This is a genomic window from Conyzicola nivalis, from assembly GCF_040548875.1.
GTDB classification, from domain to species: Bacteria; Actinomycetota; Actinomycetes; order Actinomycetales; family Microbacteriaceae; genus Conyzicola; species Conyzicola nivalis_A.
This window is the reverse complement of sequence record NZ_JBEPSJ010000002.1, coordinates 321,347-346,265: the sequence shown is the minus strand read 5'-3', so window position 1 is coordinate 346,265 and position 24,919 is coordinate 321,347. Positions and strand designations below refer to the sequence as shown.

The following is a 24,919-nucleotide window of genomic DNA, read 5'->3' as shown; positions in this document are numbered from 1 at the left end:
CCGCCGACGCCCCCCGTCAGACCGGGCGAGAGTCAGCGGCCCGGGTACTGCGGGTCGAGCAGGTCGGCGAACTGCCGGTTGCCCTTTATGAACGTGGTGACGAACGGGCAGTAGACGGTGACGTGCATGCCGCGGGCACGGATGTCGTCGAGGGCATAGGCGGCGAGCTGCTCGGCGATGCCCCGCCCGCGGAACTCGGGAACGACGGTGGTCTTCAGCACGACGACACGGCCCTCGACCTCGTCGTAGCGGATGTTCGCGATCTGCCGCCCGCCCAGAGTGGCCGCGTAGACGCGGTGCGCGTCGTCGCGGCGCACGTCGACCTCGGAGTCGGTGTCTGCCGATGGCGTGTCGATGTCGCGCAGCGGGTCGACGTCGGTGCCGTCGAGCACCGCCGCGGTGCCCTCGTCGAGAAATCCGCCGCCGTCGGGGTATCCCGCGGCGTCGGGGTATTCGTATCTGTCCATGGCGCGATGCTCCTCTGCTGAGTCCTGTTGTGAGTAATGACCGGGGGCGCGGCGGGTTTGTGACGACCACCGAGCAGTTTCGGAGAAGCGGGCGGATGCTTCGCGTTCCTACACTGGGCGCATGGCCGATTCAACGAAACCAGACACTTTCAGCCCCGAAGAGAAGAAGGCGATGCGCGACCGCGCGAAAGAACTGAAGGCGGCGGCGGGCAGGGAGAACGACGCGGCGGCCAACGAGCAGGCGATCGCGATCCTGCCCGACGACGAACGCGAGCTGGCCGAGCGAATCCGCGACATGGTCGTCGCCTCGGCGCCGCACCTGGATCCGAAGACGTACTACGGCTTCCCTGCCTGGGCACGCGACGGAAAGGTCGTCTGCTTCTTCAAGCCCAAGTCGAAGTTCAAGGTGCGCTACTCGACCTTCGAGTTCGACACGGCGGCGTCTCTCGACGACGGAGCAGTCTGGGCGACGGCGTTCGCCGTGCACAACGAGATGACCGATTCCGACCTGGCGATGCTCGGCGGGCTCGTCGCGAAGGCGGCGACCTGAGGCCTCGCTACGACGCGGCGTCAAGCCCGAGCGAGCGCTCGCCGTCTGCCCGTAGCGTGACAGTGATGAGCGCTCAGAGACACGGCAGGCGATCGCGGTCGACCCCCGCGGTCCGCGCCGCGTTCGGTGCTGCCGGTGCCGCGTACATCGCCAGCTGTGCCGTGGGCACGGGCGTGGCAACCGGTGTGCTCGACCTTCGCGGAGCGCGCTGGGTGCACCACGCGCTGTACGTCGGCACCGTCGCGCTCGCTGGAGCGGCCGTGAGCTCGCTGGTGTGGAGCCCGAGCCGGGCCGGATGGTCGCTGCTCCCCGCGGCGGTGCCACTGGCCGCACTCGCGCGCCTCGGCCCCCGGTTTCCGCGCCATCCATTCGTCGCCCTCTCGGCCGCGCCCTTCTTCGTCGCCGGTTTCGTCCACTCCCGAAAGTAGCTCCCGTGCAACTACTCGATGCCATCCGCCGCCGCCGCACCACGAACGGGCACCTGATGCCCGATCCGGTGAGCGAGGAGCATCAGCGGCTGCTCATCGAGGTGGCGAGCAGGGCGCCCTCGCAGCTCAACAGCCAGCCATGGCGGTTCGTCATCATCGAGGAGCCCGAGACGATCCGCACCATCGCCCGCATCAGCGGCGAGAGCATGAAGACGACCATGTCGAACGGCACGTTCTTCGAGCGGTACAAGCCGTACTTCCGGTTCAGCGCCGAGGAGATGGAGCGACGTCGCGACGGCATGCTGTTCGACAAGCTGCCGGCGCCACTGCGACCGTTCACCAACCAGGTCTACACACCGCGTGGACAGATGCTGATGAACGCGTTGCGAGTGCCCTCCACGCTCGGCGCGGAGAACGAGAAGCTCGTGGCCGGCTCGCCGCTGCTGCTGGGGGTGATGCTCGACCGCTCCGAGAACCGGCCGGGCGAGCTGTCGTCGTTCTACTCGACGTTCAGCCTCGGCGCCGCGATCGAGAACATCTGGCTCACCACGGTGGAGCTCGGCATGGGAATCCAGTTCGTGTCGTTCCCGATGGAGGTGCCCGACAACTGGCGCCGCATCGAACGACTGCTCGAGGTGCCGGCTGATCTCGAGCTGATGGCGGTGTACCGGCTGGGCTATCTGCCGCCGGAACAGCGCCGACCGGCGATCGACTGGTCGAGCCACCAGCGCAAGCTGCCGTCGCAGTTCGTGTTCCGCGGCACCTGCGCGACGCCGCAGGAGGGCTGGGACGACCCGCTCCCAGCCCCCTGAGCCCCTAGTTCAGCGGAACGCCGTTGGTGGTGAGCGGCTTCCGCGCCCACGGCGAGACACCGAGCAGCAGAGCCGCCCCGCCCGTGCCGAACAGCAGCAGGTGGTCGAGGATCGTCGTGCCTGTGGGCAGCAGCCCGCCGAGGCGCTCGTCGATCACGCTGCCGACGCCGAGCAGCACGAACACCAGGCCCACGACCACCAGCACCGCCTGCACGACCTTGACCGGGGTGTGCGTCGACCCGACGATCAGCAGAGCCACCGCACACAGCGTGTAGACGATGTCGTTGAAGATGTCGACATTGAGTACCCCGAGCATGCGGGACCCCTCGATGAACCATCCGATGAGCGCGTGGCTGCCGATGAGGATGCCGAGCATCACCGCGTATGCCTTAGCCATAGATCCGGCCGCTCAGAGGATCGGCTTGCCGCCGGTCACGGCGATGACGGCGCCGGAGATGTAGCTCGCCTCGTCCGACGCCAGCATGACGTAGGCCGGCGCCACCTCGGCTGGCTGGCCCGGGCGTCCGAGGGGGGTGTCGGTGCCGAACTCCGCAACCTTCTCTGCGGGCATGGTCGACGGGATGAGCGGTGTCCAGATCGGCCCCGGCGCGACCACGTTCGCGCGGATGCCTCGCTCGCCGAGCAGCTGCGAGAGCGACGCCGTCATGTTGGCGATGCCCGCCTTCGTCGCGGCGTAGGGCAGCAGCTGCGGGGATGGCGCGTCGGCCTGGATGGACGAGGTCGCGATGATGGATGCCCCGCTCTTCATGTGCGGAAGCGCGGCCTTGACCAGGTAGAAGTAGGCGCTGAGGTTGGTCGCGATCGTGTAGTCCCACTCCTCGTCTTCGATCTCGGAGATGTCGTCGTGGGTGCGCTGGAAGGCGGCATTGTGTACGAGCACGTCGATGGAGCCGAACGCGGCGACCGTGCGCTCGACGAGAGCCCGGCACTGCTCGGCGGTGGAGAGGTCTCCGCCGAAGAGCAGCGCGGTGCGGCCAGCGCTCTCGACGAGCTCGCGGGTGCTCTGCGCGTCTTCCTCCTCTTCCAGGTAGGAGATCACGATGTCTGCGCCCTCGCGTGCGAACGCGATGGCGGTGGCCTTGCCGATGCCGCTGTCGGCGCCCGTGATGATGGCGACCTTCCCCGTGAGCCGACCCGACCCCCGATAGCTGTCTTCACCGTGGTCGGGCGTGGGGGTCATCTCCGCGGTGGTGCCTGGCGCATCCTGCTGCTGTTCTGGCTGGGACATGGGTCTCCTTCGATCGAGGGGTGTCCTTCCATCACCGCAGTGCGCGGCGGATGCGACAAGGGGCTTGCTCGAGCCGGTCGCCGGGCCTAGTGCCGCATGATCTCCGGGAAGACGATCGACAGCCAGATGAACAGGGCCTCGCCGATCACGAACGCCAGAGACCAGATCACGGCCTTGCGCGATGGACGAGGCCCCTCCCGCAGCACCTTGATGCCCAGCGGGATGAAGGCGATGCACAGGCCCAGCAGTAGGAACACGGTCTCGCCTCGCGTTCCCTTGAGGGTGCCGAACGGCAGGAAAAACATCGACGCGAGGGCGATCGAGCGGAACCATCCCATAACACCCGCTCGGTAGGCGCCGATCGCGATCAGCAGCCAGCCGACCATCATCATGCCGTTGAAGTAGCGGACGACATGAAACGCCAGGTACGAATCATCCACCGCTCGGATCGCCGCCTCGAGGCCCTGCGCATCGACCAGTTGAAAGGCGAGGTGATCGATCCCGGCGTGGAAGACGCGACCCACCAGCCCCAGGACGACCACCGTTCCGCCGATGACGGCGAGGGTCGGAAGTCGCATTCCGATGAGCCGCGCGAGGGTGATGACGCCCGGCCAGGTGAAAAGCCACCCGAGCGTGTAGCAGGTGTAGGCCGCCGTGATGAGGGCCGGATGCTCGGCGTAGGCCGTCAACTGCGCATCGTAGAAGTAGTGGAACGGGAGGCGGAGAAGGGCGGCGGTGAGCAGCAGGAGCGGGCCGAAAATCAGGGAGATTCCGCCTATCCAGCGGCCCGGAAACCAGAAGGCCTCGTTGGGTGGCGTCTTCAGCGGCTTCATTCGCGTCATCGAGACGGCATCTCCCGCCACGCGGAGCGGTTCCACTGGCACAGAACCTGGTGGTCGTGCTCGAAGCCGAGCACGCAGATGGCCGCAGTGTCGAGCACGAGAAATTGTCCCAGAGCGATCGGCGACCCGATCCACGTGGCGGCGAGAGTTCGCAGGTAGTGGCCGTGGGAGAAGAGCAGAACGTCGTCGCCGCGTTCGAGGGCCGGCGAGATCCTGTCGATGATCCGCCGATTGCGCACCAGCAGCTCGTCCGCCTGCTCGCCGACACCGTCCGCCGTGGGGAGCACGCCGTGCTCCCAGAGGCTCCACCGGTAGCCGGTGGAGTCGGAGATCTGGGCTGTCGTCAGTCCCTCGTAGGCGCCGTAGTCCCACTCCGCCAAGTCTGGGTCGGTCTCGGTTCCCGGATACCCGGCGAGCGTCGCCGTGTCTGAAGCACGGCGTCTCGGACTGGTCAGGACCAGCCCGAAGCGACGGGACTGCAGCACGCGACCAACCGCGCGCGCTTGCTCTTCACCATCCGGTGTGAGCGGCAGATCCGAGCGGCTGGTGTGCCGGCCGTTCGCGCTCCATTCAGTCTCGCCGTGGCGCACCAGCACCACCTGTCCGGGCTTGTCGTTCATCGCCAGCCTTTCGTCACGTTCGGTCAGTGCGCCTGGTCAAATCTTGGGCGTGATGTCTATTCCTGTCGACCCCGTTCGACGCGATAGTAGGAGGACGCGACGGGCGGCCCCGCACAAAGGAGTATCACCATGAAGTACATGCTCATCATGCGCGACTCGCAGGAGGCCTTCGAGGCCAGCCAGGAGGTCGACTTCGAAGAGATCATCAACGCCATGGGCGCCTACAACGAGGCGCTGATGAAGGCGGGAGTGCTCGCCAGCGCGGAGGGCCTCGCGCCGGCGACCGAGGGGTTCGTCGTCGACTTCGCGGGCGAGAAGCCGATCGTGACCGACGGTCCATACGGCGAGACGCATGAGCTGTTCAACGGGTTCTGGATTCTCGAGGTCTCGAGCAAGGAGGAGGCCGTCGAGTGGGCGAGCCGCGCACCGCTCGGGCCGGGCTCGAAGCTCGAGGTACGCCGCATCCCGAGCCAGGAGGAGGCATTCGCCGACTTCGCCGACAACGAGTACGTCAAGAAGGCGGCGGAGCTGCCCGACCGCCACTGAGACGCCGGTGACACCGTGACCGACATCCAGCGCACGGTCGACGCCATCTGGCGCATCGAGAGCGCGCGCATCGTCGCGACGCTCGCCAAGGTGACCGGCGACGTCGGCCTCGCCGAAGACCTCGCGCAGGAGGCGCTCGTCGATGCGCTGACCCAGTGGCCGGCCTCGGGCGTTCCGCAGAACGCGGGCGCCTGGCTCACGGCCGTGGCCAAGCGCAAGGCCATCGACGGATGGCGCCGGCGGCAACGCCTCGACGAACGGTACCGGGCAATCGCCCACGACCTGTCGGAGACCACCGAAGACGAATGGCAGCCGATCGACGACGACGTCGTACGTCTCGTGTTCACCGCCTGCCACCCCGTGCTCTCGCGCGAATCGCAGGTCGCCCTCACCCTGCGCGTCGTCGCAGGGCTCACGACCGAGCAGATCGCGCGCCTGCTGCTGGTGCCGGTCGCGACCGTGCAGCAGCGCATCGTGCGTGCGAAGAAGACCCTGTCGGCGGCGCACGTGCCGTTCGAGACGCCGGATCCGAGCGAATGGATGTCTCGGCTGAGCGCCGTGCTCGGGGTGGTGTACCTCGTCTTCACCGAGGGCTACGCGGCGACCTCGGGCGACCGCTGGATCCGCACCGAGCTCGCGAACGAGGCGCTGCGCCTCGGCCGGATTCTCGCCGAACTGCTGCCGCACGAGCCCGAGGTGCACGGCCTGGTCGCGCTGATGGAGTTGCAGGCGTCGCGGTTCGGGGCGCGCGTCGAGCGTGACGGCACCCCGATCCTGCTGGCCGACCAGGACCGGTCGCGGTGGGACCGTGCGCAGATCGAGCGCGGCCGGGCGGCCCTACGCCACGTCGATCAGCTGGGACGCGGCCGCGGCAGCTACGCCCTGCAGGCGTCGATCGCGGAATGCCACGCGATCGCCCCGCGCGTCGACGACACCGACTGGGACCGCATCGTCGTGCTCTACGAAGCGCTCGGACGCATCGCCCCGAGCGCCGTGGTCGAGCTGAACCGCGCCGTCGCCGTGTCGATGGCGACCGGACCGGCCAATGCCCTTCTCATCGTCGACCGCCTGGCCTCGGAGGGGGCGCTTCGCGGATCGCACCTGCTGCCGAGCGTGCGCGGCGAGCTGCTCGCCCGCCTCGGGCGCGTCGACGAGGCGCGCTCGGAGCTGATGGCAGCGGCAGGGCTCGCCAGCAACGAGCGCGAGAGCGCCGTGCTGCGGGCGAAGGCCGCCGCGCTCTGACTCGCGCACGGGGTCGTCGCGAACGCAACCCCGAAGCACCACGTCTGGGGAGATTCGGATACTGGAACGAGGGCCGCCGTCGGCGGCCGACGAACACGGGAGGAAGATCATGGCTGATCTAGGCGGTCTGGGCGACAAGGCGAAAGACTTCGCGAACAGCGACAAGGGCGAGAAGGCGACGGACTCCGGCATCGACAAGGCCGAGGACGCGGCGAGCAACGCCAGCGGTGGCAAGTTCGACGAGAAGATCGAGGGCGCCGGAGACGCGGCCGACAGGAAAGTCGGCGACTAAGGCGCTATTCGCGCAGAGAGGCCGCGTCGACGGTGGCCCGCCGAGACCCGGCGGCAGGCTACCGTCGACGCGGCAGGGGGGCTCAGGAGGCCGTGAGGCCACCGTCGATGACATGCTCCATGCCACTGATGTACGACGAGTCTTCCGATGCGAGGAAGAGCACCAGGCTGGAGACCTCGTCCGGATCGGCCATTCGCCGCAGGGGCACCTGCGCCGAGATTCCCCCTCCTTCGGCGTCGGTGGCCGCTGCCATCATCGGTGTCTTGATGTACCCGGGGTGCACGGAGTTCACGCGGATATTGTCGGGGCCGTACTGCACGGCGACGTGCTTGGTCATGCCGCGTGAGGCGAACTTGCTGCCCACATACGCCAGGTTCGGCGCTCCGACGATCGACACCATTCCCGCCGTGGAGGAGATGTTGACGATGGCGCCGCCGCCCGCCTTCTGCATCGAAGGGATGACGGTCTTCATGCCGTAGTACTGCGAGTGCTGGTTCACTGCGACGACCTTGAGGTAGTCCTCTTCGGCGAGTTCCACGGTCGGTGTGACCGGGCCGATGATGCCCGCGTTATTGACCAGGACGGTGACCGTTCCGAGCGTGCTCTCGGCCTCCTCGAGGACACGGGCCCAGTCGGCGAGGGATGTCACGTCGTGCTTGATGAACAGCGCATTCTCGCCGAGTTCGTCGGCCAGCTTCTGACCGCCCTCTACGTTGAGGTCGGTGATCGCCACCTTGGCGCCTTCGCTGATAAACCGTCGTGCATGGGCCTTGCCCATCCCTTGTGCAGCGCCGGTGATTATGGCCACTTTGCCGTCTAGCTTTCCCATGTCGGGTCACTCCTCAGTTCGATCGGTCGGCACAGCAGTGTGCAGATGCCGAGTCGGTGGTCGCGCTCGTGCGTTTCCATCGGCGCTCTCGATAATAGTGGTACTCGGTCCCGAAATTGCGGCGAGGGCGAGCGGTCGCTCGGCTACTATCGGGAACATGCCCGCTTCTGATGAGCCGCGATCTGCGGGACGCCCTCCCGCTGCGTCTCGTGCGCATGTCGAGAGGGTTGCGCTCGAACTGATGCTGCGCGACGGCTATGACGCCGTATCGGTCGAGATGATCGCGACGACGGCGGGCATTGGCCGCACCACGGTGTTCCGCTATTTCGGTTCGAAGCCCGGCGTCATCTGGGCTGCATTCGATGCCAACATCGCAGACCTGTCGGGATCCATTTCGCGTTCCCGCGCAGAGGACGACCCGCTCGACGTGATCCGCGTCGCGATTCTGGCTTCCACCGAATCGGCGACCCACGACAGTGCGGTCTGGTTGGAGCGTTTCGAACTTATCGACAGCGTGGAGGCATTGCGCCCCGGCGCATACCAGCACTGGGAACGGTGGAAAAGCGTCCTCGCCGGATACGTCGCCGAACGGACGGGTGTGTCGGAGGACAGCGTCGGGCCCATGGCGATCGCAGGTGCATACCAGGGAATCTTCGTCGGCACTCTGCGGGCGATCGCCAAGCGGGCCGGAGACGCCGGTGAACTGCTGACCCTGCTCGACGCCGACCTGCACCGTGCCGCATTCCCATTGCGATCGCTGCTATCGCCAACGGGTCGCGACTGACCCCTCATCGCTCGCTGGGGTAGCGTACGGGCCCCATGTGCCGATCTCAGACGTCAGCCAGGCGGTTCCGCCTCCTCGGCGCCAGCGGACGAAGCGGTGAGAGACGCCAGGGCCGCCCGATTGGTGGGGAAGACGGCTTCGTCGCCCAGCAGCTCCAGAGTGCGGAGCCGGCGGATGATCGCGGAGCGCGGCCGGCTGAATGAGAGCGTGACGCCGTTGTCGCGAAGCCAGGCCTTCAACGTCGCGAACGCCTCGGCGCCAGTGACGTCGATGTCGGTGACTGCTTCGAGGTCGAGGACCACATGACGCACCCCGCCGGCCGAGGTCGTGACCGCTCTTTTGACAGCGTCGGAGAACACGGAGCCGTTGGCGAAGAACAACGGTGCGGCGAGCCGGATGATGACGACGCCGGGCGCGGTCGTCGCGCCGCTCGGCGCTGGATCGAGCAGAGACGAATCGGGGTCGCCGTCTGCGGCGAGTACATCGATCGCGGGCGTCGAGGCGCGCTTCGCGAGGTTGACGAGGGCCAGAACGAAGGCGACCACGATGCCCGGGATGGCGCCGACGAGAAGCGTGACCGCGAAACACGCCACTCCGATCACGAACTCGAATCTGTCCTGCCGCCACAGCGATCGGAAGTCGCGGATGCCGAGCAGCGGGATGATCGCGACACCGACGATTGCGCCGATGGCAGGCGACGGGATGTGCTCGAGCAGCCCGGTGCCGAAGAGGAGCAGCAGCAGCGTTCCGACTGCGGCGACCAACGAGGGCAACTGGGTGCGTGAACCGACCTGGTCCATCGCGGCGGTACGGGAGGTCGACGAGCCGACCGCGAATCCGCCGCTCGCGCCGGCGGCGACGTTCGCGGCCCCGAAGGCGAGCAGGTCGCGGTTGGGGCTCGTGTCGTAGCGGTGCTTCTCGCCGTAGCTCCGGGCGACCAGGAGCCCTTCGGCCATCGTGACCATCGTCAGGGCGATGGCCGAGGGGATGAGGGCGAGCCAGGTGGTCCACGGCAGCACGGGCCAGCTGATTCTCGGCGGCCCGGCGTCGACGGGCCCGAGCACGGCGACACCCTGCTGCTCTAGGCCGGTGAGCGTCACCGTGACCGTTGCCGCGACCAGCACGATGAGCGCCCACGGCACCGCGCGTGCGAAGCGGCGCCCGGCGACCAGAACGGCCACGGCCAGCACGGCGATCAGAGTCGACCATCCGTTCAGCGTCGGCAGGCCAGTGACGAGGCCGGCGACCTTCTCGGCGAATTCTCCGCCCGAGTCGATCTTCACCCCGAGCATCTTCGCCAGCTGGCTGATCAGGATGTCGAGCGCCAGGCCGCCGACGAAGCCGATCAGGATCGGCTTCGAGAGGAAGTTCGCCAGGAACCCGAGCTTGAAGATGGCCGCCAAGGTGAACATCGCGCCGCAGATGATCGCCTGTGCGAGTGTCATCGTGAGGTAGTCGGCGCTGCCCGCCACCGCGAGTCCGCCGATCGAGGAGGCCACGAGGGCGGCGGCCGCGGCATCCGGGGATGCGACCAGCTGCCGGGACGAGACGATAAGCGCGTAGACGATCGAGGGAACCACGAGGGCGTAGAGTCCGGCGGTGGGCGGCAACCCGGCGATCTGGGCGTAACCGATGTTGAGCGGAACCGCGATCGCCAACAGCGTGACCCCGGCTACTGCTTCGGAGGCCGCGTTGCGCGGCGTCAGCCCGGCGAGCGGTCGCAGCATGCCACCCCCCTCTCGTGGCTCCCATTGTGGTGTACCGGGGCCGATCCGTCACCTGTCGGTTCGCACTATCGGGCATGCCCTGGGTTGACTACCATGGCCGCAGGATGTCGCGTCGATGCGGCCAAAGGGAAGGTGCCCCATGTCAGAGCCACTACCCGGCCGCCTCGGCGACGTCGTCGTCGACGGCGATCTGCCGGCCCGCGACTCGATCCCGGTGGTCTTCGACGAGCTCGACTATCAGCTTGCCTGCCAGGCATACCTCTGGGCGCTGCCGCTGGTGTCGTACGCGCAGTGGAAGACTCAGCACTACGACGTGTTCGGCGCTACGGGAAGCGACCTCGTTCGGTATCTCAGCTACCGGGACCGGCTCGGGCTCATCACGGCGAACGCGACCACACCGTACATCCTGAATTTCTTCGACCTCTCCGAGAGTGGCCCGCTCGTGATCGAGCTGCCCGCCGGCCCGACCGCCGGAGGTGTGTCGGACTTCTGGCAGCGCGAGGTCGGCGCGATGGGTGAGATGGGCCCGGATCGAGGGAAGGGCGGCAAGTATGTGATCCTCGGGCCCGGTGTCGAGGCCCCCGAGGATCTCACGGATGACTACCGCACCCTGCAGTCGTCGGGTGTGAACATTATGTTCGGATTCCGCACCCTCGACCCCGACCCGACGCGTGCCGACGCGCTGGTGCACGCGGTACGCATCTACCCCTTCGCCGAACGGGACGATCCGGCTCCCACGCGGATCGTGTCACCGGACGGCCGGGCCTGGACGGGAGACCAGCCGCGCGGCCTCGACTATTGGCGCCGCCTGCACGAGATCTACCAGAGCGAAGTAGTCGACGAACGCGACCGCTTCTACCTCGCCATGCTCAGGCAGCTCGGCATCGAGAAGGGCAGACCGTTCGAACCCTCGGAACGGCTCATCCGCATCTTGGAACAGGGCGCAGCGGCCGGTGAGCTGATGGCGCAGGCCAACACGTTCGCGAAGCGGTTCGCTCAGGGGGCGTACTGGCCGGACCGCGCCTGGGAGCAGGCCATCGTGCTCGACAACTCGGCCCAACGAGGCGAGGGCTACGACGAACTGCTCGAGCGAGCATCCTGGTTCTACGAGGCCGTCAGCTTCTCCGAAGCCATGAAGAGCACCACGCCGGGCGTCGGCCAGGCCTACCTGGGGGCATACACCGACGGCAACGGCGACTGGCTGGCCGGCGAGCGGGACTACACCCTGCACGTGCCCGCCGACGTGCCGGCGAAGCTGTTCTGGTCGGCCACGGTGTACGACGTCACCACGCGCTGCCTGATCGACAATCCCCAGCAGCGAGGAGATCGAGGCTCGCGCGACGCCGACCTCATCACCAACGACGACGGCTCGGTCGACCTCTATTTCGGACCGGAAGCGCCGTCGGCCGGCGAGACGAACTGGGTGCAGACCATCCCCGGACAGCACTGGTTCTCATACTTCCGGCTCTACGGCCCGCTCGAACCGTACTTCAGCCGAAGCTGGAAGCTCGGCGACATCGTCCCGGCTTAGGCACCACGAGCACCTTCCGGTCCGGCAGTAAGAACGGAAGCCTCGACGGCGTCGTCCGTCAGGATGAACGCCGCTCGCCAATCGGCCGACTACACGGTGGGCAAGCTGCACAACGTCGACGTGACACCTACTGAAACCGCGAGGCAGCTGGCGGCATCAGTGCGGGGCGCCTCCGGAGCTGACGGTGATGACGGTTTGTCCGTGTCCGCCGTCGGCCCGATCAGCGAGGGCGTCGGGTACCTGGTCGAAGGAGTACACGGCGGTGACGGGAGGATCGATCTGCTTCGCGGCGAGCATCGTCGTCAGGGCGTGCACCGTTGCCGCCTTCTCGTCGTCGTCGCGGAAGGAGGAGAGGACGCCGATGACGGAGTAGTCGCCCATCAGGAGGCCCCGGGCGTCGAGGGATGCGGGCACGCCGCTGGCGAATCCCACGATCAGGAACCGCGCACCGCGCGCCAGGTTCTTCGCCGCGGTGGCCGCGGCCTCTCCGCCGACGGTGTCGTAGACGACGTCGATGCCGCGGCCGCCTGTGAGGCGGGTGATCTCGTCGTTCGAGGCGGGATCGCTGAGATTGACGACGTGGTGCGCGCCTTGCTCTCGGTTGAAGCGCGCCTTCGACTCGGATCTCGCGGTGGCGATGACGGTCGCCCCCATCGCTTTGCCGATCTGGATTGCGGCTGAACCGGTGCGGCCGGCGCCGCCCAACACGAGCAGCGTCTCGCCGTGGCGCAGTCGTGCGCGGTGGTGGAGGCCGATGTGGGCGACATGGAAGGAGCCGGGGAATCCTGCCGCCTGCTCGTCGCTCAGCCCTTCGATTACGGGCATCGCGCTCCAGCCCGGCACGAGTGTGTACTCGGCGAAGCCGCCTATACCGATGTCGGCGCGGCTGTTGCCGACGATCCGAGCACCCACCGGGTGGGAGAACCCGTCGCCGGCGGCGTCGACGATGCCGACGACTTCCTGCCCGGGGGAAGCGGGCGGCTCGGGAAGGAAGGGGTAGTCACCTCGGACCATCATGAGGTCGGGCAGGGCGAGACTCGCGGCGAGGACGCGTACTCGAGCTTCCCCCGCTCCAGGCTCGGGGCGCTCGACATCCTCCAGACGGAGGACGTCGGACACCTCTCCGAATCGTGCTGCTTGCCACCGTTTCATCCGTCGCCTCCTTGTCGCCTGGTTCAAAAGATCGCCCGGGTGAGGGCGAGCTGCCGCTCGGGATCTGGTTCTTTCCCATCGGCCTCGATGCGCTCCTGGTAGATCTTCAACATCAGATCGCGGCGGAGCGCCGATCGGTCGCGCTGTGCCCGCCCCAGTGCAGCGGGAAGCTCTCCCGCAGTGAGGTCGTTCGTGTACACGGGCGTGCCCGGCTGCTGACGCCACGAGTCTGCGATGACGCCGGCGTCGACAGCATCGAACCCGGTTTCCTCGACCAGCCGCATCCCGACCGCCCGCTGGGAGTCGCTGTCGGCGACGATCGGCAGTGCGACCCGGGTGGCAGGGTCGGTCGAATACGCCTTGTCTCGGAATGACGCGGTCGTGATCGTGTTCCACGTTTTCACGATCGGGCGCCCGTACTGTTCTTGGACCCACTCGCTCTCCACCTGGCCGTTCTCGACCGCGTCGATCACGCCGTCTCGGAGCGGGAAGTAGTTCGACGTGTCGATGATGACGGCATCGGCGGGCGCTGTCGCGACGATGCCCGCGACCTCGGGAAGTTGCCCGAAGTTGACCGAGACGATCACCACTTCCGCATCCTCGGTCGCGTCGGCGGCCCACACGGCGGTGGCGCCGGTGCTCAGTGCGGAAGCGTCGACCGTTTCCGGTGCGCGGGAGTTCGCGATCGAGACGTCGTGTCCGGCGCGACTGAGCCGTTCGGCGAGGATCCGTCCGATGTTGCCTGCTCCGATGATGCCGATTCTCATGCCAGCCCTTCGTGTCGTGACACAGTGGAAGAAAGCAGGGAGTCGCTCTCCGCTTACACATTAGCCGGAGACACTCTCCGAATCGTGGGAGAATCCTGACGACATGACGACGACACACGGAGGCCGCGCCCCCCGTTCCGATGCGCGGCGCAATCGGCAGCACCTTCTCGACATCGCCGAACAGCACTTCGCCGAGCACGGAGTCTCGGGCTCTCTCGACGCAATTGCGAAAGATGCAGGTTTGGGCGCGGGGACCCTGTATCGCCACTTCCCCTCCCGCGACGCCCTCCTGGCCGCACTCCTCTCCGCCCGAGACCAGGAGATCGGTCTGCGACGAGAGCAGATCGCGTCGACCGCAGTAGACCCGGGTGACGCACTCGACATGTGGCTCAACGCCCTGATCGATTGGGCAGGCGCGTTCGACGGACTCCCCGACCCCCTCCGCGCAGCAATGGGAGAACAAGCCTCACCCCTCGCCTCGACGTGCGAGGGGTACATCACCGGCACTGATGAGTTCCTCTCTCGAGCACAGGACGCTGGATTTGCCCGTCGCGACGCGCGGGCGCGCGAGCTCTTCCTCATGGCTCTCGCGGTGAGCTGGGCGCAAGGTGCCGCCATGGCCGACAGCGCCTCGGCCACGTCGATGGCCGAGCTCCTCAGGTCTGGCTGGGCCAACAGAACGACGGTCTGACGGCTCGAAACGCGGCGTAATCGCGCCGATGACCTCTGGCGCGATCACTTCTCGCGCGCCGGGCTTTGTGCATGGTCGCTTGCAGCGCCTCTGCGGTGATCTTCTCCCTCAGCTGCGGCGGGCTCAGGGGGGAACGAGGCGATTGGGCGCGGGCAGCGATCGTAGAGCGTTACGCCCGGTTGGGAACAGCGTCCCGAACGCACCGCTGCCGAATGACGGGCTCGTTCGCAAGCGCCAAATCGTTGGCCGTTTCTAACGAGCCCCCTGTCGGATTCGAACCGACGACCCCCGCTTTACAAGAGCGGTGCTCTGGCCAACTGAGCTAAGGGGGCGACGCGCCAAGATTTGGCGCACGTCAATGTTACTGGGCGTCGACCCCCCGCCTGACATCACGTCAGGCCAGCTCCGCGACCACCCGGTCCATCACGCCGGTCCAGTGCTCGAGCATCCGTGCGCGCTCGTCCTCCGAGGCGAGGCGTTCGTGGTGGAAGCCGATCGTGGTTCCGCCGGCGGCCGGCGTGAGTGTGATCTGGAACGTGGAGTCGTGGTCCCAGTCGTCGGGCTGCCAGGTGATGCGCAGCCGCAGCTCGTCGGTGCGGCTGCGGATCTCGCCACGCGTGCCATCCGTCGTCTCGTAGGCGTCGCCCTTGTGCAGGCCGAGCTTGGTGTCGCCGAGCCAGGTTCGCACCCCGTCGACGACGATGTACTCCCACACCTCGTCGACCGGGGCGTCGACGGTGCGCCTGACCCCCAGCTCCCACCCGGCGTCCTTCGTGAGTCCAGTCGAGTCGTTCATGCATCCAGTACTATCGCGACTCGGCCGCGAACGCCAGAGCCCCTAGGTCAGCTCGGTGAGGTAGCGCCCCACCTCGAGCCGCTTGCGCTTGTCTGACTTGGTCTTCTCGGGCAGCCCGCCCACGTAGAGCCAGCCGAGCAGCTGCTCGTTCGGCGCGAGCTCGTGCATGCGGTGCACCGGCTCCGAGCGGGTGAGCACGCCGCTGCGCCAGAACACGCCCCAGCCCGCCTCGTCGAGAAGGAGGCTGAGCATGTGGGCGACACCGGATGCCACGGCCTCCTGCTCCCACGCCGGCACCTTGAAGCTCGGCTTGTGCACGAACACGACCGCGATCAACAGCGAGGCGCGCAACGGTTTCGAGGCCGCCTTCTCGGCGTCCTTGCCCGTCGCGCCGGTCGCCTCGGCGAAGGCCGCGCCGAGGCGCAGACGTGCGTCGCCGCGCAGCTCGATCAGCCGCCACGGCTTGAGGCCACTGTGGTCTGCGACCGTGGCCGCCGCCTCGACGAGAGGCAGCAGCTGCAGTCGACTCGGCGCCTCGGCCGTCACCTTGGAGTGCGAGTGGCGGTTCAGCACCGCGTCGAGAGCCGACAACTACTCTTCCTTGAACCCGAGCGAGAGCGAGTTCATGCAGTACCGGTCGCCGGTGGGCGTCTGGTACGCGTCGTCGAACAGGTGCCCGAGGTGCGAGTCGCAGGTGGCGCAGCGGATCTCGGTACGGGTCATCCCGAGCGTCTTGTCGACGACCAAGGTGACGGCCTCCGGGTCGATCGATTCGTAGAAGCTCGGCCATCCGCTGCCCGAGTCGAACTTGGCGCCGCTCTTGAACAGCTCGGCGCCACAGGCGCCACAGGTGTAGATGCCCTCGCGCTTCTCGTCCAGCAGGGCGCCCGACCATGGGCGCTCGGTGCCGGCCTCGCGCAGAATCTTGTACTGAACCGGCCCGAGCTCGGCGAGCCACTCTTCTTCGGTCTTCACGATCTTGGTGGTCATGTCTGTTCTCCTAACGAAGAGGGAAGTCTCCCCCTGACATTAAACTCGGGGTCATGCCCGATTGTTCCCTCGTCCACAAGCAGTGGGGCGAACTCACAACCAGCGAGCTCTATTCGATCATGAAGCTGCGCACCGACGTCTTCCTCGTCGAGCAGAAGGTCGACGAAGAAGAGCTCGACAACCGCGATCAGGTCGCCGAGCATTTCTATATTGCGGATGCCATCGGTACAGCCGCGTACCTGCGTGTGCTTTTCGACGACTCGCCCGAGCATCTCGACGCCCACCGTGTGGTCGGCCGCGTCGTGGTGCGCCAGGATCGCCGCGGCGAGGGACTCGCGCAGATCCTGTTGAACAGGGTCTTAAGCCTCTACGGCCACGAGGCCATGATGCTGCATGCTCAGGAGTATGTCGCACCGCTGTATGCGAAGGCCGGATTCTCGGCCTTCGGTGAGCCGTACGACGAGGCGGGGATCGCGCACATCTCGATGTACCGCCCGGCAGCGGCGCCCCGTTAATAAGGGTTACCTAACAAAAACTTTGACACGGTGGGTATCGAGGCAATAGGGTCGCAAAGTAAGCACAGCCTAAGCTAACTCATTCGTCCTTCCCGGCGCCGGTGCCTCCGTTTCGAACTCCTATTCGTGCGCGGAAAAACCGGTGCGACCCTTGGAGTGAACCACCACGTGAACACAGCAGTCACCTCACGCCTGAGCAGATGGGCGGCTGCGTTCATCGCCGCCGCCCTCGTCGCCGGCGGCAGCATCATCGTCACCGCGCCGGCCTCGGCCGCCCCCGCCACGGTCACCGGCGGAAGCCTCGACTGGGGGATCGCCGCCGACTACCGCGCGATCTTCACCACGCGCGGAGTCGCCGGGGGAGCCACGCAGACGGCCGCTGACACGTTCGCCTTCCCCGCCGCGACTTCGTCGACCTACGACCCGGTGACGAAGACCGGCACACTGAACTTCACCGGCAACGCGCGCATCGGCTACTTCGCCGGCCCGCCGGCGCCCGGCGTCGCCTCGGGCAACTACTTCTACATCTCGAACCCCGTCGTCACCATCACGGGCGACACCGGCACGATCGCTGGCCAGACCGCGGGCGACTCGCACAGCACGAACCCCGAGCTGCCCAAGGCGCCGCTCGCGAACCGCACGGTCGCCACCCTCGACCTCTCCGGTGTCACTCCCACCGTCAACGCCGAGGGCACGCTCATCACCCTGGCCTCGGTGCCGACCGCGATCACCGCGGAGGGCGCGGCGACGCTCGCCACGTTCGGATCGACCGGCGATGCCGCGGCCGGCAAGCGCGTCGTCGGCTCCGCCCTCGACCCGTTGACGATCCAGCTCGCGATCGTCGCGCAGCCCGTCGCGGCCGCCACGACCGTCGCCCTCACCGCTCCGGCCTCGGCCGTCGTCGGAGCGCCCGTCGCGCTCGGCGCAACTGTCACCCCGGCGAACGCCGCCGGATCGGTCGAGTTCTTCGACGGTGCCACGTCGCTCGGAGCCGCACCCGTGGCATCCGGAGCCGCCTCGACGAGCGTCCCGTTTGCCGCCGCCGGAGCCCACAGCATCACCGCCCGCTTCGTCCCGGCCGACGCCGCGCTGTTCGCGGCCTCCACCTCGGCCGCGGCCGTCGTCACCGTCACCGCCGCCCCCGTCGTCACCACGCCGACCGTCGTCGTCTCGAAGACCTCCGTCGTCGACGCGGGCGAGATCGTCACCGTCACCGGCGCGGGCTTCTCGCCCGTCGGTGCGGCCACCAACGCGGCACGCCCGCCGCTCAAGGACAAGTTCGGCGGCGTCTACGTGTCGTTCGGCAAGTTCGCCACCGTGTGGAAGGCCAGCGCGGGTGCGACCTCCGCGGCCCGCCCGGTCGCCCCTGGCGGCAAGTGGGTCGTCAACCCGGCCGACGTCGCGACCATCGGCGGCGCAGCTGCCGGCGGTGTCGCGATCAACGCCGACGGCACGTTCAGCGTGCAGCTGCTCGTCAAGCCCGGCTACGACAAGGAGCCGGCCACCGGCAACTACGGCATCTACACCTACCCGGGCGGCGGAGTCGCCTACCCGGCGTTCGAGACCTACACGCCGATCAGCTTCGTCTCCACCCCCAAGGTCACCGTCTCCAAGTCGACGATCTCGAGCGCGGGAGAGACCGTCACGGTCACCGGATCCGGCTTCTCGCCCGTCGGTGCGGCCACCAACGCGGCACGCCCGCCGCTCGCGGGCAAGTTCGGCGGCGTCTACGTGTCGTTCGGCAAGTTCGCCACCGTGTGGAAGGCCAGCGCGGGTGCGACCTCCGCGGCCCGCCCGGTCGCTCCGGGCGGCAAGTGGGTCGTCAACCCGGCCGACGTCGCGACCATCGGCGGCGCCGCAGCAGGAGCCGTCGCGATCAACGCCGACGGCACGTTCAGCGTGCAGCTGCTGGTCAAGCCCGGCTACGACAAGGAACCGGCCACCGGCAACTACGGCATCTACACCTACCCGGGCGGCGGAGTCGCCTACCCCGCGTTCGAGACCTACACGCCCGTGACCTTCGCGACCGCGCCGGTCGCGGTACCGACGACCACCACACTCAGCGCGGCACCCGTCGCCGTGACCGTCGGCGGTTCGACCACTCTCACCGCCCAGGTCACGCCCCCTACCGCGGTCGGCGCCGTCGCGTTCAGCCTCGGCTCCACCCCGCTCGGCACGGTCGCCGTCGCAGGCGGTGCTGCCAGCCTGCCTGTGGGCGGACTCGCCGCCGGAGTGCAGCAGTTCACCGCCACCTTCGTGCCCGGCAACACGCTCGACTTCACCGGATCCGCCGGCACCGCCTCGGTGACCGTCGCGGAGAAGACCGTCGGCGCCGGCTCCCTCACCTGGGGTGTCAAGCAGTCGTTCCGCGACTACGTGGCAGGCCCCATCGCGAAGGGAACCATCACCACCTCCGGCGTCGGAGCATCCGGCGGCGTCTTCACCTTCGGCCAGGCCGCGGGCGGCACCTTCGACCGGGCGACCGGCGTCGGCACCTCGGCGTACAGCGGCTCGGTGCGGTTCTCCGGACACGCGGGACTTCTGGATGTCTCGATCGGCAACCCCGTCGTGCGCGTCGACAACGCCAGCCAGGGAACACTGCTCGTGAGCGTAAACGGCGGCGGCGCCATCCCGTTCGCCACTCTCAATCTGGCGGCAGCCACCCGCTCCACCCCGAACAACACCGTCTCCTATTCGGGCGTGCCCGCTGCGCTCACCAGCCAGGGCGCCTCGGTGTTCGCGCTCAACGGGTCGGGGTTCTACGAGGCGGGCACCGCGCTCGACGCGGTGAGCTTCGTCATCGGCGCCCCGAACGCCGTCTCGTCGATCGGTGCGACGGTCGCCTCGTTCAAGGCGCCGAACAAGGCTGCGCCCACCCCGCCGGCGACCACCGGCATCCAGGTCGCGCAGGGCACCGAGCTCACCGCGGGCGACGAAGTCATCATCACCGCGACCGGTTTCCAGCCGAATGAGAAGGGCATTCTCGTCGTCATCTACTCGACGCCGACAGTGCTAGACACCAATGCGACGGCGGATGCCGCGGGTGTCGTCACCTGGACGGGCCGCCTCCCGGCCGGCCTCAGCGGTCTGCACACCCTGACCTTCCAAGGATCAGTCGACCGCGGCGTCGAGCTGAACATCGCCGAGGCCGCGTCGACCACCGCGGCCGTCGGCTGTGTCGTCGACGACGCGACGCTGACCTGGGGCTTCAAGGAGTCATTCCGCGCCTACATCAGCGGCGCGATCGCCCACGGCGAGTGGACCGTCGCCGACGGCGCCACCTACGCCGTGCCGAACTTCGGCTGGTCTGCCGGAACGGGCGGCTACGACGCGGAGACCGGGGAGGGCTCGCTCGCCTTCGCCGGATCGATCGCCTTCACCGGCCACGGGGGAGTTCTCAACACCATCGTCTCCAACCCGCAGGTCAGGCTGATCGACGCCACCACCGGCGTGCTGCTGCTCGACATCTCGGGCACGACCCAGGACGGCACCGCCATCGACTCGAAGTCCGTGGAGTTCGCCGACCTCGACCTGACCGGCGTCATCGAGAACGACGAGGGTTCGGTGACTATCACCGCGGCCCCGGCCACGCTGACCGACGCGGGATCCGCGGCGTTCGGCACCTACCCGAGCGGCGAAGCTCTCGACCCCGTGACCCTCGCCTTCTCGACCGCCGCCGACTGCGCGGTCGCGGAGGACGACGAGGCGGCGACGGTCTCCGCCACCGCCGACGACGAGATCGAGCCCGTGTCGACGACCGACGACCTCACCTGGATCATCTGGGCCGCGCTCGCGCTGCTCGTGATCGTCGCGGCCGTCGTCGCCGTGGTCGTGGTGCGCCGCCGCAAGAAGTAGGCAGCGCGCGCGGGCGCCGGTCGATCCTCGGGTCGGCGGGCGCCCGCGTGCGTTTAACGGTCGCGTTAAAGCGGGGCCGGGCTCGAAATGCTGAGAGGATGCTTCGGTGAGCACTGAGCCCGGCACGTCATCGGCCCCCGAGACCTCCGCGGCGGGCACGCCTTCTGCGCCTGAGGCGACCGTGACTGAGACCACCTCGCCGGGCACGCCCTCCGCCCCCGAGACCACCGCGGCGCGGTACGAGCGATTCGCTGCCGCCGAGGCGCGCGGCGAATCGGCGGTCTACGCCGGCTGGGCGACCGGGGTCGCGGCCGACGCCGAGCTGCTCGCAGCGATCGACGAGCTGCCCCCGCAGCGTCGGCAGCCCGCCCTGCTGTTCGCCGTGTCCCGTCTGGTCGGAGCGCCCGTCGGCGACTTCGGCCCGTGGCGCGAGTTCGTGCTCGATCACTGGCCGCTCGTGCGGGCCGAGGCGCTCGTGCGTCTCACGCAGACCAACGAGCCGCTGCGCTGTGCCGCGCTGATGCCCGTGCTCGCCGCGATACCCGGGCCGATCGCGTTGCTGGAGGTCGGGGCATCCGCGGGTCTCTGCCTCTACCCCGACCGGTTCAGCTACCGCTACGACGGTGGCGAGCCGCTGCATCCCGTCGACGGACCCAGCGCTGTGCTGCTCGAGTGCGCGACCAACGGCCTCGTGCCGCCGCCCGAGCGCCTGCCGCAGATCGTGTGGCGGGCGGGCATCGACCTCGCGCCGCTCGACGTCGCGTCGGACGACGACTCGCGCTGGCTCGAGACGCTGATCTGGCCCGAGCAGACGGCGCGGCTCGCGCGGCTGCGTGCCGCGATGGAGATCGCGCGCGCCGACCCGCCGCTGTTGGTCGCGGGCGACGTGACCGAGGCGCTGCCGGGGCTCGCGGCGCGGGCCCCTACGGGCGCGACCCTCGTCGTGGTGTCGAGCGGTGTGCTCGTCTACGTCGTGCGGGCCGAGCGCGAGCGGTTTGTGCGGGCCGTCGAGGCGCTCGACGCGCGGTGGCTGTCGCTCGAGGCGGCCGGGTTGTTTCCGAGCGTGGTCTCCGGTCTGGAAGCCGCCACCGGATTGAACCACGAGCAGTTGCGCGGCAGGTTCGCGCTCGCGCTCGACGGCGACCCGCTCGCCTTCGTCGCGCCGCACGGCGACCGCATCGACTGGCTTCCGCGGGGGTGAGCGCGCGGTGTGCTCGCGCCGCGCGCCGGTGCCTGCGCGCCGCGCAGCCGCGCCGACGCTCGGCGGACGCGCGAGTTGTCACGAACGGGGCTATCTCGCGCCGGGTTGGCCCCGTTAGTGACAACTCGCGCCGCCCGCCATCCCGGGCAGGAGCCGCACGCCCCTTGACTTGCGGCAAAACGACCTAACTCGGCCGGTATAAGTCGTTCTCCCGCAAATTTCGCGGCGGGGGGAACCGCGCGCACGAACCTAGACGCACAAAGTGTGCGCCCACCGGTGACAACCCGCGCCGGCCCGCGGCTACGGCGCGTAGATCGCCCGCGCGAGCGCGTCGAGCACCTCGGGCACGCGCGGCCCGAAGCTCAGGATCTCGCCGTCGGCCATGTCGACGAACCGGCGGTGCTGACCCGCGGCGGTGAGCCCGATCGCGGGCTTCGTCTCGATCAGCCCGTCGACGCCCCCGGCGCTCTCGATACCGTCGCTCATCACGAGGATCAGGTCGGGGTTGGCTGCCACCAGCGCTTCATCCGTCATCGGCTTCATGCCGGTCCAGCCGATCTCGCCGGCGACGTCGATGCCGCCGACCCCCTCGATCAGCTCGTCGGCGCCCGACTCCTCGCCGAACAGGTAGTAGATGCCCGATCCGCCGCGCAGATAGAGGAAGAGGATGCGCACCTTGTCGGCGGCGTCCTGCGGCGCGATCGCGGCAATCTCGGTGATCTTGTCGGTGATCGCCGTGGAGAGCTGCGTGGCCAGCGCCTCGCCTGCGGGCACGACGCCGAGCGCCGCGGCGACCTGGCGCGCCAGCTCGCTCACCCCCGCCATGCTCGGGTCGGTGTCGACGAAGACGACCGTGATTCCGGCCTCGCGCAACTGCTGGATCACGTCGATCGGCCCGATGGTGCCGTCGGTGATGAGCAGCGTGGGGCGCAACGCGAGCACGGCCTCGCTGCTCACGGCGTGACCGCCGGACGTGATGAGCGGCAGGTCGGCCGCCTCGGGGAAGGTCGTCGACACGTCGCGACCCACGACGCTGTCGCCCATGCCGAGACCGAAGATGGTCGACGCTATCGAGCCGGAGATGTCGAGGCCGAGAACACGGTCGGTCGAGGTCACGGTGACGGGGAGGTCGCCGTCGAGGTCGTGCGAGACGACGGATGCCGGCAGAGTCTGCTCGGGATCCGCCATCACCGGGGTGACAGACGAATTCGCGAGCACGGCCGTCGTCGGACCCTCGAACGCCCTCGGGTCGTCGAGCAGCTCGAGCTCGGCGAGGGGGACCGACTGGTCGGCGGTCGGCTTCGCGTCGGGGGAGGCGGCTCCGGGTGCCGAGCATGCGCCGAGGGCGAGCACCACGAGCGCCGCGGCGAGAATCGCTCCGCCTCGCCGTGTGCGCCGGGGGAAGGTCGTCATGCGCTTAGGCTATCCTAACTTCGCTGGAGATTGCCGGGGCAGACGCAGTGCCGAACTGCCGACCTCATTGGGCGATCGTACGGAGAGCCTGCCTTAGGCTTGCGGCAACGTGAGGGGAACCGTGCAGGAGAGTGTCGAGTCGGATCATCCGATCAGTCGCACGCTCACCGACCGCGAAATCGCCATCCTCGAGTTCGAACGGCAGTTGTGGCGACATCCCGGGGCGAAGGAAGAGGCAATTCGAGACGTCTTCGACCTTTCGGCCGCCCGGTATTATCAGTTGCTGAACGCCGTGATCGATTCACCCGATGCCGTGCGCCGCGATCCCATGCTCATCAAACGCTTGCAACGCGCCAGAGCCTCGCGCGTGCACACCAGGGCATCGCGAGCTTTCACGCCAGGCGGAGATAGCCGATTACCGCCTGCCAGACGAAACGACTGAATAGAACTATGGCCAGTTTTCCGAAAGACCTGTTCGACGACCTGCCCAAGGACCTGGTGCGCGTCGGTGCGCACCGCGCTCCGAAGAAGCGGGGCGGCGGCTGGATCGGGTTCGCCTGGGCCGCGCTGGCGACCGGTGTGCTCGTCGTCGGCGGGCTGTTCACGCTGTCGCTGATCGACCCGAGCGTTCGCTTCGAGATCCCCGGACTCCCGGCACCCGCCGAGTCGGTCGCGGCCCCGACCGAGGAGCCGACGCCCACCGCGCTGCCCCTGACCGACCCGGCCACCATCGACCCGGCCCGACTCATCACGATCACCGTGCTGAACGGCACGCCGGTCGCAGGCCAGCAGGCCGTCGCCGGAGACGCGCTCGCCGCGGCCGGCTGGCCCGTGGGCACCACGACCACCGCCTCGACGAGCGACGTCGAGAAGACCACCGTCTACTACAGCAACCCGGCAGACGAGGACATCGCGCGCGGCCTCGTCGGCGCGCTGGGCGTCGGCGAGATCCGCGAGAGCACCGCATTCCTCGGCGCCCCCGTCACAATCGTGCTCGGCGCCGACTACACCCCCGCGCCGTAGGGCCGACCGCACCCCCGTCGCCGTAGTGCCGGCCGCACCCACGCCATGAGGCGGACCGGGCGCCATCGGCGGCGTGCGGCCAGCCCGCGACTGTAGCGTCTGCGCGGTCAAACCGCCTCCCGTGTTACGAACGTGTTTAATCCTTGAGCATTCGGCAGCATCTGGGATCAACCCCTTCTGCGCGCCCCGATTGCTCGCTACGATCTGGGATTGGTCGCACCGCGAATGGTGCGGGCGCACGCAATCACGCACCAGGGAGCAACACATGGCGAACGGAACCGTGAAGTGGTTCAACGCTGAAAAGGGCTACGGTTTCATCACCGTCGAGGGCGGGAGCCAGGACGTGTTCGTCCACTACTCCGCCATCGACATGGGGGGATACAAGGTTCTAGAAGAAGGTCAGAGTGTGACCTTCGAAATCGGCACGGGAAGCAAGGGGCCTCAGGCAGAATCAGTGCGACTCGCACAGTAGTACTGCCCGTCCACGCCGACGATGACCCGCGGAATGCGGGTCATCGTCGCGCGTCTGTGTCTGCGCGCCGTCGCAGGCCGTCCCGCCTGCGCCGGCGCCGTCCGCCGTCGCACGTCCGGTTCCGC

At 68.3% G+C, this 24,919-nt stretch carries 27 protein-coding genes, 1 tRNA gene and 1 pseudogene; 15 read left to right on the top strand and 14 right to left on the bottom strand.

From position 1 onward, the window contains the following. Positions 1-32 precede the first annotated feature (32 nt). The gene (locus ABIE21_RS10325; RefSeq protein ID WP_354024734.1) at positions 33-467 is read right to left on the bottom strand and encodes a GNAT family N-acetyltransferase; all 435 of its coding nucleotides are present in this window, start codon (positions 465-467) and stop codon (positions 33-35) included. 121 nt (positions 468-588) lie between these two features. Here ABIE21_RS10325 and ABIE21_RS10320 point away from each other — a divergent pair, with 121 nt between their 5' ends. The 3 genes from ABIE21_RS10320 (at position 589) to ABIE21_RS10310 (ending at position 2,257) form a co-directional block, all read left to right on the top strand. Next, entirely contained in the window at positions 589-1,017 is a 429-nt protein-coding gene (locus tag ABIE21_RS10320) for a hypothetical protein (protein WP_354024733.1), read from the top strand. Positions 1,018-1,082: 65 nt separating this feature from the next. Continuing rightward, positions 1,083-1,445, top strand: a complete 363-nt coding sequence (locus ABIE21_RS10315) for a hypothetical protein (protein ID WP_354024732.1) — start codon at positions 1,083-1,085, stop codon at positions 1,443-1,445. Between the two features lie 5 nt (positions 1,446-1,450). Then, a complete protein-coding gene (locus ABIE21_RS10310) occupies positions 1,451-2,257 on the top strand; it encodes a nitroreductase family protein (RefSeq protein ID WP_354024731.1) in 807 nt (268 codons plus the stop codon). A gap of 4 nt (positions 2,258-2,261) precedes the next feature. Here ABIE21_RS10310 and ABIE21_RS10305 read toward each other — a convergent pair whose 3' ends face one another. The 4 genes from ABIE21_RS10305 to ABIE21_RS10290 all read right to left on the bottom strand — a co-directional run bounded on the left by ABIE21_RS10305 (position 2,262) and on the right by ABIE21_RS10290 (position 4,968). Next, the gene (locus ABIE21_RS10305) at positions 2,262-2,654 is read right to left on the bottom strand and encodes a hypothetical protein (RefSeq protein WP_354024730.1); all 393 of its coding nucleotides are present in this window, start codon (positions 2,652-2,654) and stop codon (positions 2,262-2,264) included. A gap of 12 nt (positions 2,655-2,666) precedes the next feature. Next, positions 2,667-3,506, bottom strand: coding sequence for an SDR family oxidoreductase (locus ABIE21_RS10300; protein WP_354024729.1), 840 nt, complete (start codon positions 3,504-3,506; stop codon positions 2,667-2,669). Between the two features lie 86 nt (positions 3,507-3,592). Beyond that, positions 3,593-4,348 carry a hypothetical protein gene (locus ABIE21_RS10295; protein WP_354024728.1) on the bottom strand — a complete coding sequence of 252 codons (756 nt, stop codon included), beginning with the start codon at positions 4,346-4,348 and terminating at the stop codon, positions 3,593-3,595. Further along, a complete protein-coding gene (locus ABIE21_RS10290; RefSeq protein ID WP_354024727.1) occupies positions 4,345-4,968 on the bottom strand; it encodes a histidine phosphatase family protein in 624 nt (207 codons plus the stop codon). Before ABIE21_RS10290 ends, ABIE21_RS10295 begins: the two co-directional genes overlap by 4 nt. A gap of 129 nt (positions 4,969-5,097) precedes the next feature. Here ABIE21_RS10290 and ABIE21_RS10285 point away from each other — a divergent pair, with 129 nt between their 5' ends. From ABIE21_RS10285 to ABIE21_RS10275, 3 genes are all read left to right on the top strand, one after another. Further along, positions 5,098-5,514: a YciI family protein gene (locus ABIE21_RS10285; protein ID WP_354024726.1), complete on the top strand. Its 417-nt coding sequence runs from the start codon at positions 5,098-5,100 to the stop codon at positions 5,512-5,514. A 15-nt stretch (positions 5,515-5,529) separates the two neighbouring features. Then, positions 5,530-6,756 (top strand): RNA polymerase sigma factor, encoded by a 1,227-nt coding sequence (locus ABIE21_RS10280; RefSeq protein WP_354024725.1) that lies wholly within the window; start codon positions 5,530-5,532, stop codon positions 6,754-6,756. 109 nt (positions 6,757-6,865) lie between these two features. Beyond that, complete coding sequence (locus ABIE21_RS10275; RefSeq protein WP_354024724.1) at positions 6,866-7,048, top strand: Rv0909 family putative TA system antitoxin; 183 nt, start codon at positions 6,866-6,868, stop codon at positions 7,046-7,048. An 82-nt stretch (positions 7,049-7,130) separates the two neighbouring features. Here the strand turns inward: ABIE21_RS10275 and ABIE21_RS10270 are convergent, their stop codons facing one another. Then, positions 7,131-7,877 carry an SDR family NAD(P)-dependent oxidoreductase gene (locus ABIE21_RS10270; RefSeq protein WP_354024723.1) on the bottom strand — a complete coding sequence of 249 codons (747 nt, stop codon included), beginning with the start codon at positions 7,875-7,877 and terminating at the stop codon, positions 7,131-7,133. Here ABIE21_RS10270 and ABIE21_RS10265 point away from each other — a divergent pair. Continuing rightward, entirely contained in the window at positions 7,849-8,661 is an 813-nt protein-coding gene (locus ABIE21_RS10265) for a TetR/AcrR family transcriptional regulator (RefSeq protein WP_354024722.1), read from the top strand. The two genes, ABIE21_RS10270 and ABIE21_RS10265, sit on opposite strands and share 29 nt — an antisense overlap. Before the next feature lie 53 nt (positions 8,662-8,714). On the opposite strand, the gene ABIE21_RS10260 is transcribed toward ABIE21_RS10265, so the two are convergent. Beyond that, positions 8,715-10,388, bottom strand: coding sequence for a SulP family inorganic anion transporter (locus ABIE21_RS10260; RefSeq protein ID WP_354024721.1), 1,674 nt, complete (start codon positions 10,386-10,388; stop codon positions 8,715-8,717). Positions 10,389-10,527: 139 nt separating this feature from the next. Between ABIE21_RS10260 and ABIE21_RS10255 the strand changes: the two genes are divergently transcribed. Then, positions 10,528-11,919 carry a DUF1254 domain-containing protein gene (locus tag ABIE21_RS10255; RefSeq protein WP_354024720.1) on the top strand — a complete coding sequence of 464 codons (1,392 nt, stop codon included), beginning with the start codon at positions 10,528-10,530 and terminating at the stop codon, positions 11,917-11,919. Positions 11,920-12,075: 156 nt separating this feature from the next. On the opposite strand, the gene ABIE21_RS10250 is transcribed toward ABIE21_RS10255, so the two are convergent. After that, positions 12,076-13,071, bottom strand: coding sequence for an NADPH:quinone oxidoreductase family protein (locus tag ABIE21_RS10250; RefSeq protein ID WP_354024719.1), 996 nt, complete (start codon positions 13,069-13,071; stop codon positions 12,076-12,078). A 23-nt stretch (positions 13,072-13,094) separates the two neighbouring features. Beyond that, positions 13,095-13,841 (bottom strand): annotated as a pseudogene (locus tag ABIE21_RS10245) (NADPH-dependent F420 reductase); the annotation flags it as partial. Positions 13,842-13,941: 100 nt separating this feature from the next. On the opposite strand from ABIE21_RS10245, the gene ABIE21_RS10240 reads away from it, so the two are divergent. Continuing rightward, positions 13,942-14,529, top strand: a complete 588-nt coding sequence (locus ABIE21_RS10240) for a TetR/AcrR family transcriptional regulator (RefSeq protein WP_354024718.1) — start codon at positions 13,942-13,944, stop codon at positions 14,527-14,529. A 258-nt stretch (positions 14,530-14,787) separates the two neighbouring features. Here ABIE21_RS10240 and ABIE21_RS10235 read toward each other — a convergent pair. The 4 genes from ABIE21_RS10235 to msrB all read right to left on the bottom strand — a co-directional run bounded on the left by ABIE21_RS10235 (position 14,788) and on the right by msrB (position 16,315). Continuing rightward, a tRNA-Thr gene (locus ABIE21_RS10235) sits at positions 14,788-14,861 on the bottom strand. Between the two features lie 62 nt (positions 14,862-14,923). Then, the gene (locus ABIE21_RS10230) at positions 14,924-15,325 is read right to left on the bottom strand and encodes an SRPBCC family protein (protein WP_354024717.1); all 402 of its coding nucleotides are present in this window, start codon (positions 15,323-15,325) and stop codon (positions 14,924-14,926) included. Positions 15,326-15,367: 42 nt separating this feature from the next. After that, complete coding sequence (locus ABIE21_RS10225; RefSeq protein WP_354024716.1) at positions 15,368-15,916, bottom strand: nitroreductase family protein; 549 nt, start codon at positions 15,914-15,916, stop codon at positions 15,368-15,370. Next, positions 15,917-16,315, bottom strand: a complete 399-nt coding sequence (gene msrB, locus ABIE21_RS10220) for a peptide-methionine (R)-S-oxide reductase MsrB (protein WP_354024715.1) — start codon at positions 16,313-16,315, stop codon at positions 15,917-15,919. Between the two features lie 53 nt (positions 16,316-16,368). Here msrB and ABIE21_RS10215 point away from each other — a divergent pair, with 53 nt between their 5' ends. The 3 genes from ABIE21_RS10215 (at position 16,369) to ABIE21_RS10205 (ending at position 21,886) form a co-directional block, all read left to right on the top strand. Next, positions 16,369-16,830 (top strand): GNAT family N-acetyltransferase, encoded by a 462-nt coding sequence (locus ABIE21_RS10215; protein ID WP_354024714.1) that lies wholly within the window; start codon positions 16,369-16,371, stop codon positions 16,828-16,830. A gap of 168 nt (positions 16,831-16,998) precedes the next feature. Continuing rightward, a complete protein-coding gene (locus ABIE21_RS10210; RefSeq protein ID WP_354024713.1) occupies positions 16,999-20,685 on the top strand; it encodes an HtaA domain-containing protein in 3,687 nt (1,228 codons plus the stop codon). A 106-nt stretch (positions 20,686-20,791) separates the two neighbouring features. Then, positions 20,792-21,886, top strand: a complete 1,095-nt coding sequence (locus ABIE21_RS10205; RefSeq protein WP_354024712.1) for a DUF2332 domain-containing protein — start codon at positions 20,792-20,794, stop codon at positions 21,884-21,886. Positions 21,887-22,186: 300 nt separating this feature from the next. On the opposite strand, the gene ABIE21_RS10200 is transcribed toward ABIE21_RS10205, so the two are convergent. After that, positions 22,187-23,299, bottom strand: coding sequence for a heme/hemin ABC transporter substrate-binding protein (locus tag ABIE21_RS10200; protein ID WP_354024711.1), 1,113 nt, complete (start codon positions 23,297-23,299; stop codon positions 22,187-22,189). Between the two features lie 109 nt (positions 23,300-23,408). Between ABIE21_RS10200 and ABIE21_RS10195 the strand changes: the two genes are divergently transcribed. The 3 genes from ABIE21_RS10195 to ABIE21_RS10185 all read left to right on the top strand — a co-directional run bounded on the left by ABIE21_RS10195 (position 23,409) and on the right by ABIE21_RS10185 (position 24,794). After that, positions 23,409-23,741 (top strand): DUF3263 domain-containing protein, encoded by a 333-nt coding sequence (locus ABIE21_RS10195; protein WP_354024710.1) that lies wholly within the window; start codon positions 23,409-23,411, stop codon positions 23,739-23,741. An 8-nt stretch (positions 23,742-23,749) separates the two neighbouring features. Beyond that, positions 23,750-24,322 carry a LytR C-terminal domain-containing protein gene (locus ABIE21_RS10190; RefSeq protein WP_354024709.1) on the top strand — a complete coding sequence of 191 codons (573 nt, stop codon included), beginning with the start codon at positions 23,750-23,752 and terminating at the stop codon, positions 24,320-24,322. Between the two features lie 265 nt (positions 24,323-24,587). Continuing rightward, the gene (locus ABIE21_RS10185; RefSeq protein WP_184233174.1) at positions 24,588-24,794 is read left to right on the top strand and encodes a cold-shock protein; all 207 of its coding nucleotides are present in this window, start codon (positions 24,588-24,590) and stop codon (positions 24,792-24,794) included. Positions 24,795-24,919: the final 125 nt, after the last annotated feature.

Excerpts from the sequence above, each read along its gene's own strand:
- ABIE21_RS10325 (WP_354024734.1), bottom strand. The coding sequence starts at position 467 with ATGGACAGATACGAATACCCCGACGCCGCGGGATACCCCGACGGCGGC.
- ABIE21_RS10320 (WP_354024733.1), top strand. The coding sequence starts at position 589 with ATGGCCGATTCAACGAAACCAGACACTTTCAGCCCCGAAGAGAAGAAG.
- ABIE21_RS10315 (WP_354024732.1), top strand. The coding sequence starts at position 1,083 with ATGAGCGCTCAGAGACACGGCAGGCGATCGCGGTCGACCCCCGCGGTC.
- ABIE21_RS10305 (WP_354024730.1), bottom strand. The coding sequence starts at position 2,654 with ATGGCTAAGGCATACGCGGTGATGCTCGGCATCCTCATCGGCAGCCAC.
- ABIE21_RS10300 (WP_354024729.1), bottom strand. The coding sequence starts at position 3,506 with ATGTCCCAGCCAGAACAGCAGCAGGATGCGCCAGGCACCACCGCGGAG.
- ABIE21_RS10295 (WP_354024728.1), bottom strand. The coding sequence starts at position 4,348 with ATGACGCGAATGAAGCCGCTGAAGACGCCACCCAACGAGGCCTTCTGG.
- ABIE21_RS10290 (WP_354024727.1), bottom strand. The coding sequence starts at position 4,968 with ATGAACGACAAGCCCGGACAGGTGGTGCTGGTGCGCCACGGCGAGACT.
- ABIE21_RS10285 (WP_354024726.1), top strand. The coding sequence starts at position 5,098 with ATGAAGTACATGCTCATCATGCGCGACTCGCAGGAGGCCTTCGAGGCC.
- ABIE21_RS10275 (WP_354024724.1), top strand. The coding sequence starts at position 6,866 with ATGGCTGATCTAGGCGGTCTGGGCGACAAGGCGAAAGACTTCGCGAAC.
- ABIE21_RS10265 (WP_354024722.1), top strand. The coding sequence starts at position 7,849 with ATGGCCACTTTGCCGTCTAGCTTTCCCATGTCGGGTCACTCCTCAGTT.
- ABIE21_RS10270 (WP_354024723.1), bottom strand. The coding sequence starts at position 7,877 with ATGGGAAAGCTAGACGGCAAAGTGGCCATAATCACCGGCGCTGCACAA.
- ABIE21_RS10260 (WP_354024721.1), bottom strand. The coding sequence starts at position 10,388 with ATGCTGCGACCGCTCGCCGGGCTGACGCCGCGCAACGCGGCCTCCGAA.
- ABIE21_RS10255 (WP_354024720.1), top strand. The coding sequence starts at position 10,528 with ATGTCAGAGCCACTACCCGGCCGCCTCGGCGACGTCGTCGTCGACGGC.
- ABIE21_RS10250 (WP_354024719.1), bottom strand. The coding sequence starts at position 13,071 with ATGAAACGGTGGCAAGCAGCACGATTCGGAGAGGTGTCCGACGTCCTC.
- ABIE21_RS10240 (WP_354024718.1), top strand. The coding sequence starts at position 13,942 with ATGACGACGACACACGGAGGCCGCGCCCCCCGTTCCGATGCGCGGCGC.
- ABIE21_RS10230 (WP_354024717.1), bottom strand. The coding sequence starts at position 15,325 with ATGAACGACTCGACTGGACTCACGAAGGACGCCGGGTGGGAGCTGGGG.
- msrB (WP_354024715.1), bottom strand. The coding sequence starts at position 16,315 with ATGACCACCAAGATCGTGAAGACCGAAGAAGAGTGGCTCGCCGAGCTC.
- ABIE21_RS10215 (WP_354024714.1), top strand. The coding sequence starts at position 16,369 with ATGCCCGATTGTTCCCTCGTCCACAAGCAGTGGGGCGAACTCACAACC.
- ABIE21_RS10200 (WP_354024711.1), bottom strand. The coding sequence starts at position 23,299 with ATGACGACCTTCCCCCGGCGCACACGGCGAGGCGGAGCGATTCTCGCC.
- ABIE21_RS10190 (WP_354024709.1), top strand. The coding sequence starts at position 23,750 with ATGGCCAGTTTTCCGAAAGACCTGTTCGACGACCTGCCCAAGGACCTG.
- ABIE21_RS10185 (WP_184233174.1), top strand. The coding sequence starts at position 24,588 with ATGGCGAACGGAACCGTGAAGTGGTTCAACGCTGAAAAGGGCTACGGT.